Origin of the sequence: Hyella patelloides LEGE 07179, assembly GCF_900659865.1 — a bacterium.
GTDB lineage: Bacteria > Cyanobacteriota > Cyanobacteriia > Cyanobacteriales > Xenococcaceae > Hyella > Hyella patelloides.
This window is the reverse complement of sequence record NZ_LR214030.1, coordinates 1-9,956: the sequence shown is the minus strand read 5'-3', so window position 1 is coordinate 9,956 and position 9,956 is coordinate 1. Positions and strand designations below refer to the sequence as shown.

Here is a 9,956-nt window from a genome sequence, read left to right as displayed (position 1 = left end):
TTGTTGATGATTAGTAGTTAGTAGAGACGTTCCGACGGAACGTCTGTAGGATAGTATTTGATTTTAGCTATCGAGATGATAATTGTTGATTATTAATTGTTAATAATCAAAAAATAATTAATGTTAAATGATAAGTATCAGCACGAAATTAATTGCTTGGAAAAAAGATATTCTGTAGAGTTAATTAAATTTCAGATGTTTAATTGTCTTGATTCTACTAATAAAAAAATGTGGCAATTAATAGATAATAATAGTGAGCTACCTATTGCTATAATCGCTGTGCAACAAACATCTGGGAAAGGGCAATGGGGTAAAACTTGGCAATCTGGATTGGGAGGGTTATATCTTTCCGTAGCTTTAAAATGTGATTTAATTTTAGAACATAGCTTTCATTTGGTAATGGCGATCGCAGTCGGTATTACTGATATTTTACGCGATCGCCAACTACCAGTAACCATTAAATGGTCTAATGATTTAATTTTAAATAAACGTAAGTTAGGTGGGATTAAAATTGAAACTAGAACCAAAAATAATCTAATTAAATATGCAGTAGTTGGAGTTGGTATCAATTGGCAAAATTCAGTTCCAGAAATCGGAATTAACTTGGCATCTTATTATCAAAATCAGATTCAGATACCCAGGGGACAACAAATTAATTCTCTAGAGCAATTAACTGCTATCACTACAGTAGGAATTCTTAAAGGCTATCAAGATTATCAACAATTAGGAATAAGCTATACTCTCCAGAAATATCAACAACTACTCAATAGTATTGGTAAACAAATAACTATCAATAATTATTTGGGAATTATTACAGGAGTAACCCCCCAAGGACAATTAAAAGTTCGCTTAAAGTCTCCTGGTGCAACTACAGAAATATTTTTAGATCCTGGGAAATTTAGTTTAGGATACGATCTATAACAAAGATCAATTCTGTATAGGGACAAACGGCTGTTTGCCCTTGTTATGTATCGAGAATAAGCTTCAGCATCTCAAATTACATTGTTAGAATTTTGTGAATTGCTTAAAAATTGTTATTTCAGAAATTTAAAATACCAGATAAATCATAATTATTAAATATCATGAAAACTATTTTAGTACTGGGTATCAATAACAATCTTGGTCATCAAGTAGTCTCTTACTTACTCAAAAATCACTATCATATTCAAATATTAGCAACCGAAGCTAATTATATCGATCTTACAGAATCTAGCAGTATTTCCCCAATAGACTTAGATGTTGCTGATAGTCTCAAACCAGAATATTTTTCTCAAATAGAACACATTATTATTTGTTTAGAAGCTAATAGCAATAGCCAAAACGAGCCTAATTATGGCAATACTATTTTTACCTTTAACCAATTAACCAAATTAATTCAGGCAACAGCTTATTTACCAAATAGTACAGAAAAAATATTATTTAACTTCACAGAGCCTAATCTGAATCTTAAATCAATGTGGGGTGCAGTAGATGATGTTGTTATGGGAGGTGTGAGTCAAAGTAGCTTTAATTTAGCCTACAGACAAGGAATTTTTAGTGGCTATGTTTCCACAGATAACAATGGTGGTTTTGCGTCTGTGAGAACTCGTAATTTTGATTCTCCTTTAGATTTATCTGACTATCAAGGAATTGAACTTCGGGTTAAAGGAGACGGTAAACGCTATAAATTTATTACTCGTTGTGAAGGACAATGGGATGGTGTTAGCTATTGCTATTCTTTTGATACTGTTTATAACATTCCCATAACTGTTAGGATACCCTTTAACCAATTGCGTCCTGTATTTCGTGCCAAAACAGTTAAAGAGGCAGGTCAATTTGATTCTAGCAAACTATATTCGCTGCAATTGATGCTGAGTAAGTTTGAATATGACGGAGAACTTAACTCTAAATTTGAACCTGGTAATTTTAGATTAACTATAGAATCAATCAAAGCTTATGGCAGTTCAGCAAAACCTCAGTTGATAGTAGTTAATTCTGATGCAGATTACTCTTTAGAAAAAACAGTCCAAAATGCTAATTGCGATTATGCCATAATTCGCCGTAAAGCGATCGCAGAAAAACCAGCAGATAAAGTTTTTAATGATACTCTCGTGCCGTTAACGGTTAAGTCTTTAGAATCACCAGAAGCTATCAATCAAATTTGGCTTTCCCAAACATAAAAAATATATTAGACATGAAAAACCCCCAAATAAAACTATCTGGGGGACAATATTCTCAGTCGATGCCTTTATAATTTCGACAAGGTGTCGAAACATGACTGACAATACTGAAAGCAGAGTGTTGTCTCTAGGAAGCAATCTTGATTATTAGAATAAGAATAAATTGTGAGGATTTTGTGATCTAAAGTCATAAAATCTTTAATTATAACGATAGACACTAAGCTATAAGTATTGAACTTAAAGCATATCAACTCTGTTTTCTGTAAACTAACCACATTAATTTGATTCCTTATCTATGACAGTTAACACCTCTATTTATCAAGAGTTTTCCGCAGAATTATCTGATATTGAAATCATCACTGATATCGATCGAGTTACCAAACTTTCTTTGGACTACTATCACTTCAGTCCGATTCTTCAGAGCCAACTTAACGATAAAAAAGCTAATTTAGTTGTTCGTCCTACAACAGAAGCAGATGTTATTCGAGTAGCGAAAGCTGGTGTTAATTATAAAATTCCCCTAACAGTAAGGGGTGCTGGTACGGGAAACTATGGTCAATGTATTCCCTTGGAAGCTGGGATAATTCTTGACTTGAGTAAAATGAATCAAATTAAATGGCTGAAACCTGGAATTGCTTGTGTTGAGCCAGGAGTCAAAATGGCAGCTTTCGATAAGCAAGCTAGAGAAATAGGCTGGGAGTTACGAATGGCACCTTCTACCTATCGTACAGCCACTATTGGCGGTTTTATTGGTGGTGGTAGCGTGGGTATGGGTTCGATGAATTACGGACAAATTAAAGATCGTGGTAACTTACATAGAGTACGTTTGGTAACTATGGAAGAGCAACCCCAGATATTAGAATTAACAGGGGATGATGTGCAACAAGTGATTCATGGTTATGGCACTACAGGGATTATTACAGAATTGGAAATACCTCTAGCACCAGCTTATCCTTGGCAAGAGATTATCGTGGTTTTTGATGATTTTATGACCGCAGCGCAATTTGGACAAGCTTTAAGCGATAGTGCGGGTATTGTTAAAAAATTAGTGAGTATTCATAGCGCACCAATTCCTAGCTACTTTACAGCGTTGCAACCTTATTTAACTCAAGGAAAGCATTGCGCGTTACTGATGGTATCTGAATATGATGTTGCACCCTTAAAAGACTTGGTAACAGAATATGGCGGAACATTTACCTATAGTAAAACCGCAGCGGAAGCAGCTAAAGGAACAAGTTTATTAGAGTTTACTTGGAATCATACAACTCTTCACGCTCGCAATATCGATCCTAGTTTTACTTATCTACAAACTTTCTATTTCACTTTAGAAAGAGTTGAGAAAATGTATCAACATTTTGGCGATGAGATTGCGATCCATTTGGAGTTTTTAAAAGCAGGAGGAAAGGCTGTCCCTGGAGGCTTACAGTTATTTCGTTTTACTACTGAAGAAAGGTTGCAAGAAATTATTGAATATCACGAAGCAAATGGCGCGTTTATTGCTAATCCTCATGTGTATACGATAGAAGATGGAGGTGATAAACAAATAGATAAAGATAAGGTAGCTTTTAAACAGAAAATCGATCCCTATGGTTTATTAAATCCTGGTAAGATGCGGGGATTTACTCTCTAATCGCGATCGATAATATTCAAAATTTCATTAACTTGTTGTTGGTAAATATCAGTTGTTAAAACTGGTTTTAAATCTTGAAGAGAAATTGGCTTTTGCAAATCAATCCAAGATTTACAACCTCCATAACTTTGATGGTAGGGAATAGTAATAGGTGTGGGTAAATTAGAAACTCTTAATAATAAAATAACTAAAGGCTGCTGAGGCTTCCACTTAAAGCGATCGCCTACCATTAGTTGATTCCAGATATGATAAGGTTCTAATTGTTGAAGTTTTTCTAAACTGTTTATCTCTAAAATATTAGTAATTTCAGCATAGCTTTGAATCTCTACTGTAGCAGGATGCCAGCCCGATCTGACTTCCGTTACGTGAGTACTGTATTCTGGTTTTAATAGCTGTGATTTTTGATGTTCATAAGTAGGATAAAGCCAGACTTTTTGATGTTTAACTTGAAATTTTTTACTAGCTTCGCGGATACCGCCTTTACGTAATAACATAATGGTTTTACCACTTCCCAAAGCAGAAATTGCGATCGCCCATTCTTTAAAGCTATGAATTAATACGTCTGACTCGGCTAGCATGATATTAAATTAGGTGTTCTAGATCGAGAATAAAAATTGTTTGACTGGTTTGATTATCTTGGGCAATTACTGCTACATGACTGGCAATCTCTAGAGTGTCTGCATAACGGTAGCTACTGGGTAGAGTCCGAATATCTGAAAGAGCTATATCTAATAAAGTAGGAGCTTCCATTACTCTGATACCAATGCTTTCTTTGACAAAATCATGAGTAGTCTTTTCCCCATTTTTTATAATAGTAGCAGGTCTTGACTTAGTTAATATAAAATAACCTCCATCTGGGGTTAATTCATCATGGCTAATTTTAAATAGTTTTTGATGGAGGTCTACAACTGTTACTTCTTGTTTACCAATATGAGTCAGATTAATATAGCTCATACCACTGCCATGAATAGGGGTATATTTGGTTACTCTTTTAACCTGTTCTACTGGTAAGGCTAAGGTTAATTTTCCGATGGAGAATACTAATAATTTAATGGTAGAAGTTGTTGGCTGCTTATTTTTTATTGCAGAATCTAAAGTGGTTAATGTTTGATTAATCATCATATTTAATTTTTCTTAGATTATCAAGTTTTTAATAAATTATTTTTAATTAGTTTTTCAATTTCTACTATAAAGTCATTTTCTGTATAGGGTTTAGTAAAATAAGCATTTGCACCTAACTGATTGGCTAGATTTTGATGTTTTTGATTACTCCGAGATGTGAGCATTGCTACAGGAATTTTTTGTAACTGGGGGTCTTGACGGCGAGAAGTCAACAATTCAAAGCCATTCATTTTGGGCATTTCGATATCACAAATTACTAGAGAAATATCTGTATTTTGATACATTTGTTCAAGGCCTTCTTCACCATCTCTAGCTTCTAAAACTCGATAGCCTTTTGTTTTTAAAGCTAAACACATGGTTCGTCTTAAAGCAGAAGAGTCATCAACAATTAAAACTTTATGTTTTCGATCAATATGGTGATGTTTTTTATTGCGATCGCTATTTTTAACTGATTTACCATCGAGTATTGTATTTAACTCTCTTAAAAATTCTTGCTCTACATAAGGCTTAGTAAAGTAACCATTAGCTCCTAATTGGTTAGCTAAGTTACGATGTTTTATTCCGCTACGAGAAGTCAACATAATAACAGGAATATCTTTAATTTCTGAGTCACGACGACGAACTCCCAAAAATTCAAAGCCGTTCATGTGAGGCATTTCAATATCGCAAACAATTAAGTCTACACCAGAAGTTTTTCTTAGTTGCTCGATCGCATCTCGCCCATCTTTTGCTTGTAAAATACGATAACCTTGTCTTTCTAAACTTAAAGCCATAGTTCTTCTTAAAGCAGTAGAATCATCTACCACCATAATGATTGGTTGCTTAACTGTTTGTATTTTTGTTTCTACTTTATCGGTTAAATTATTATCCTCTGTAGTGGATTCAGTAATAATTAAATTTGCTTCTACATCTAGATTATCGGATTGATTAATAATAGGCTGTATAACAGGCTGATAATTAATCGTTTCTCCTAAAAACTGACTAATTAAAATGACACCATTCAGTACAGGAATGAGTGTTCCATCACCCAAAATTGTGCAGCCGTAAGTATAATTAGGAGCAGTTAAAGTTTTTCCAAAGGGTTTAATAACTAATTCTTGTTCTGTGATTAAGCGATCTATTTCTAGAGCAAAAAATTGTCTACCCCGACGTAATAATAATAAAGGTAATGCCCAATCTTGTGGTGCATTTACAGATTCAAAAACTTTACTGTTTGTATCGATAGGAATAATAGAACAATTATATTCTAATATTTCTTGGATATTATAAATAGAAATTAATTCTTGGTTCCAATATAAAAATCGCTTATTATTAGATAACTTAATTTGATCTGGTAAAGGAATAATAATCTCTTCGATACTATCAGAAGGAAACGCAAAAGCAGTTTCTCCAAGAGAGCAAACCAGTAATTTAGCAATAGTTAAAGTTAGAGGTAAAGACAAAGTAAAAGTACTACCCTTCCCAGGCGTAGAATTCACCGCAATTGTCCCTTTTAAAGATTCAATTTGCTCTCTAACAACGCTCATACCAACTCCTCGACCAGAAATTTCACTAACTTTTTCAGCAGTAGAAAATCCTGGCTCAAAAATTAGGTTAAATAAATTTTCTTGAGGACTATTTGCTGCTTCTGTAGCGGAGATGATGCCTTTTTTAATTGCCTTCTCAGCAATCTTTTGAGTATCTAAACCCTTACCATCATCCCTAACTTCAATAATGGTTTGATTTCCTTGATAGTAAGCATGAATTTCGATTTGCCCTTGTTCTGGTTTCCCCTGTTGACGACGAATTTCTAGAGCTTCTATACCATGATCGAAACCGTTGCGTAGTAGATGTAGTAAAGGGTCATAAAGCTTTTCTAAAACTGCTTTATCTACTAAAACTCCTGTGCCAATCAAATTAAGATTAACTGGTTTTTTGTATTCATTGGATAAGTCTCTTAAAGTGCGAGGAAAACGCTTTAAAATTTGTTCTAAAGGTAGCATTCTCGCCCACATTAATTCATCCCGCATTCGCCCTAACATCTGACGTTGCTGGTTAATAGTGCGATCCGATTGTTGAGCGAATAAAAAGATATCATCCACACCTTCTTCTAACTGCAAAATCTCTTCTAAAATATCTTGCAACAGTAATTGTATATGGTTATAACTGTCCATTTCTAAAGAATCAAATTCTGCTGTTTCTGAAGACGCAACTTTACTCTGGGAATGCTCTGACTCTACTAACATTCGGTCGGAAAGTTCTCTTAGTTTACTGGTGACAGTACGAAAACGATTAAATTTTTGGCTTAAATCTTTGACATTAAATTGTAGTTGCTCATTTTGTAAGGATAAACTATTACGATTGATAACTAATTCTCCAATTAAGTTATTCATTCGCTCTAGGCGTTCTAAGTCTACCCGAACGCTTAATTGATTACCAACAGAAGCTTGGCTTTTGGATTTTGCCTTTTTAGCTTTTTTTCGCTCTGATTTTGCTGGAGTTGCTAATGTTTCAGGAATAATTTCCTGAGTAATAGCTGGTGGTAATTGGGCAAAAATTTCGCCTATAGAATTAAGAGCAGTATCTAGATTTTCAGGGGTAGCAAATTCGGGCTTTGATATTTCTTTTGGTTCTTCTACGACAGATTCAGGTTGTTCTAAATATTCAGTAGAAGTTAATTCTGATTGTGGTGTTTCTACTTGACTATCTTTAAAAAACTCAACAGCAGTATCGAAGTTTTCTGTATCAGCAAATTGCGATGCGGGTAAATCTTCTACATTTTCGCCATTGATAATTTTTGAGCCTAATTCAATAATGTTAAAATCAAAAGCACCATTGGCATTGGCATCTTCGATTTCTTGATAGTCAATCCCCTCTTTCTCTTCATCAGTAATTGGTAATTTTGCTGTCGAGTCTTCAGAGGGAATATTTCCCCAATCAATAATAACGGCACTATCTCGATCTTCTAGGGCAAAATCAAAGATATTCTCATCGTCTAAAATCTCTTCTGGTGGTGTTTCTGACTCTTCTTTGGTGGAAGAAGCAACGTCATTAGCTGGTTGTGGGTTTTCCGAGTCACTAGCAGAAAAAGCATTACCAAAAAGCTCATCAATGGTTCTAAATTCTGACTTCTCTTGAGGAGGATCGATACTTTGTATATCGAAAATATTACCCCCAAACAAATCTTCTAAACCTTTAGCTGGTTCTGCAACTTCTGAAGACTTTTCCTCTGAAGCAGCATTCAACGCGTCTAAGATTTGATGATTTTCCCTCGCTGGCTCTGATAATTTTCCTTTAGCGATCGCAATTAAGGCAGCAGAAGGCTCACCACCCCGCTCTCGATCTCCTGCTAAGATTACCTCTCTGGCTTTTTCACAATCACTAATAAACACCTGGGTAATTTCTAAAGCCTTTTCTGGGGTATTGGCGATCGCTTGACGACCCAAGGTAATAATTTCACTAAAACCTGGTAAGGGAAAAAGTTCGGCAAAACCACCTAAAATGTCTAATTGTTCTTTTAGTTGCGTTTCAGCGTCAAATTGCTCTGGATTATTAACTACTGTGGATAAATGCTCTAAAGATTGCTGAACATCAATTTCAAAAATAGAAGCGACAATATCGACACCTAAATCTGTCGCACTAGGAATATAGCTATCTGCTTCTTTGAGTGCGTCTCCCAACAGTTCTTCTAGCTCGTTAAATACTGGCTCAACACTAACCAAAGCAGCCTCTTCATCAAAAGAACCCATTTCCATCTGTTCGGTGAGGGGTTCTTTTAAGCAGTCATAAGCCTGTAGAAACAAACCTTCTAAGTTCGCGTCGAATTCAACCTTTTCACTATAAAGAGCTTTGAAAAAATCTTCTAGACGGTGAGCAATTAATTTAATCGTGTCTAATTCAACGCTAGCAGCACCACCTTTAATAGAGTGAGCAGCCCGCATTAATTCGTGAACTTTAGATGTGCTGTGATCCTCTTTGAGATTTAATAAGCCATCCTCAAGTACTTGAAGAAGCTCTTGGGCTTCCTCAATAAAAAATTGATAGGCTTGATCGCGAATATCAGGGTTGAGAGACATGATTAAGTTGGGCAGATTTTAAGTTTTAAATTGATCGATGTCTGTTTGTAGCCTATTGGCTAACGTCAATAGTTGTTCAATTTTTAAAGAGACTTGGGTGGCAGACTGTGAATTAGTCTGAGCCGAAACCGCTACTTGAGCAATGTTCTTACTAACTTCTTGGGAAATAGTCGATTGCCCTTGAGCAGATTGAGCAATACCTGCAATTAGTTGGCTAATTTCTTGACTGGCGGTAGTAACTTGAGTCAGACTTTGACGAGTCTGTTTTACTAATTCGGTACCCAGAGATACTTGTTTTGTACCTTGAGCCATTGCTGAAACCAGTTCGTTAGTTTCTAATTGAATTCTGGCGACAATGTTTTCAATATCTGTGGTTGCAGTAGCAGACTGATTTGCTAGAGAACGAACTTCATCGGCAATCGTGGCAAAACCTTTACCTTGTTCTCCTGCTCTAGCTGCTTCTATTGAAGCCTTAAGAGCTAGCAAATGAGTCTGAGCAGCAAAACGACCGATAGAATTAACTACCTGAGAAATTTCTTGCGAAGATTCCCCTAAAAGTTTTGCTTTTTGCTCGGTTTCGCTTACCGTAGTTTGCAGTGCATTAATTTGGTTTACTGCCTGATTCATGGCGGTATCACCAGCGAGAATTGTGTTATTAGCTTGTTTAACAATATGTTCGGCTTGAGACGCATTTTCGGAGACTTGATTAATTGATTTAGTCATCCTTTGGATTTGCTGCATTGTTAGGGCGATAGACTGAGCTTGATCGATCGCGTCTGTGGCTAATTGCTCAATGATGGTTTGGTTATTACCCGCAGTTTCTTCTACTTGATCGGCAGCGTTTTTTACTTGAGTAACCAGCTTTTGAAGACTATAAATAGTAGCGTTGTAAGAATCGGCAATTGTCCCAATTTCATCTTCGGTTACTTTTGCCCGAATTGTTAAGTCTCCTTGAGAAATGCGATCTACTTGCTGCAATAATTCAAAAGC

Annotated in this window: 7 protein-coding genes; 3 read left to right on the top strand and 4 right to left on the bottom strand. The window is 35.6% G+C overall.

Features of this window, described 5'->3' with window-relative positions; translation table 11 throughout:
* The first annotated feature begins 120 nt into the window (after positions 1-120).
* The 3 genes from H1P_RS27175 (at position 121) to H1P_RS27165 (ending at position 3,789) form a co-directional block, all read left to right on the top strand.
* On the top strand, positions 121-921 hold the full coding sequence (locus H1P_RS27175) for a biotin--[acetyl-CoA-carboxylase] ligase (RefSeq protein WP_144873612.1): 801 nt from the start codon (positions 121-123) through the stop codon (positions 919-921).
* Positions 922-1,082: 161 nt separating this feature from the next.
* Positions 1,083-2,159 (top strand): CIA30 family protein, encoded by a 1,077-nt coding sequence (locus H1P_RS27170; RefSeq protein WP_144873609.1) that lies wholly within the window; start codon positions 1,083-1,085, stop codon positions 2,157-2,159.
* A 295-nt stretch (positions 2,160-2,454) separates the two neighbouring features.
* Positions 2,455-3,789, top strand: coding sequence for an FAD-binding oxidoreductase (locus tag H1P_RS27165; protein WP_144873606.1), 1,335 nt, complete (start codon positions 2,455-2,457; stop codon positions 3,787-3,789).
* Here H1P_RS27165 and H1P_RS27160 read toward each other — a convergent pair.
* The 4 genes from H1P_RS27160 to H1P_RS27145 all read right to left on the bottom strand — a co-directional run.
* Complete coding sequence (locus H1P_RS27160; RefSeq protein ID WP_144873603.1) at positions 3,786-4,367, bottom strand: DUF1802 family protein; 582 nt, start codon at positions 4,365-4,367, stop codon at positions 3,786-3,788. The two genes, H1P_RS27165 and H1P_RS27160, sit on opposite strands and share 4 nt — an antisense overlap.
* A gap of 4 nt (positions 4,368-4,371) precedes the next feature.
* Positions 4,372-4,911 (bottom strand): chemotaxis protein CheW, encoded by a 540-nt coding sequence (locus H1P_RS27155; RefSeq protein WP_246141977.1) that lies wholly within the window; start codon positions 4,909-4,911, stop codon positions 4,372-4,374.
* Between the two features lie 20 nt (positions 4,912-4,931).
* Positions 4,932-8,966 carry a hybrid sensor histidine kinase/response regulator gene (locus H1P_RS27150; protein ID WP_144873600.1) on the bottom strand — a complete coding sequence of 1,345 codons (4,035 nt, stop codon included), beginning with the start codon at positions 8,964-8,966 and terminating at the stop codon, positions 4,932-4,934.
* 18 nt (positions 8,967-8,984) lie between these two features.
* On the bottom strand, positions 8,985-9,956 hold a 972-nt coding region (locus H1P_RS27145), incomplete at its 5' end, for a methyl-accepting chemotaxis protein (RefSeq protein WP_186376164.1).

Bases quoted from the DNA above. Each gene is read 5' to 3' on its own strand.
- H1P_RS27175 (WP_144873612.1), top strand. From the start codon at position 121: ATGTTAAATGATAAGTATCAGCACGAAATTAATTGCTTGGAAAAAAGA.
- H1P_RS27170 (WP_144873609.1), top strand. From the start codon at position 1,083: ATGAAAACTATTTTAGTACTGGGTATCAATAACAATCTTGGTCATCAA.
- H1P_RS27165 (WP_144873606.1), top strand. From the start codon at position 2,455: ATGACAGTTAACACCTCTATTTATCAAGAGTTTTCCGCAGAATTATCT.
- H1P_RS27160 (WP_144873603.1), bottom strand. From the start codon at position 4,367: ATGCTAGCCGAGTCAGACGTATTAATTCATAGCTTTAAAGAATGGGCG.
- H1P_RS27155 (WP_246141977.1), bottom strand. From the start codon at position 4,911: ATGATGATTAATCAAACATTAACCACTTTAGATTCTGCAATAAAAAAT.
- H1P_RS27150 (WP_144873600.1), bottom strand. From the start codon at position 8,966: ATGTCTCTCAACCCTGATATTCGCGATCAAGCCTATCAATTTTTTATT.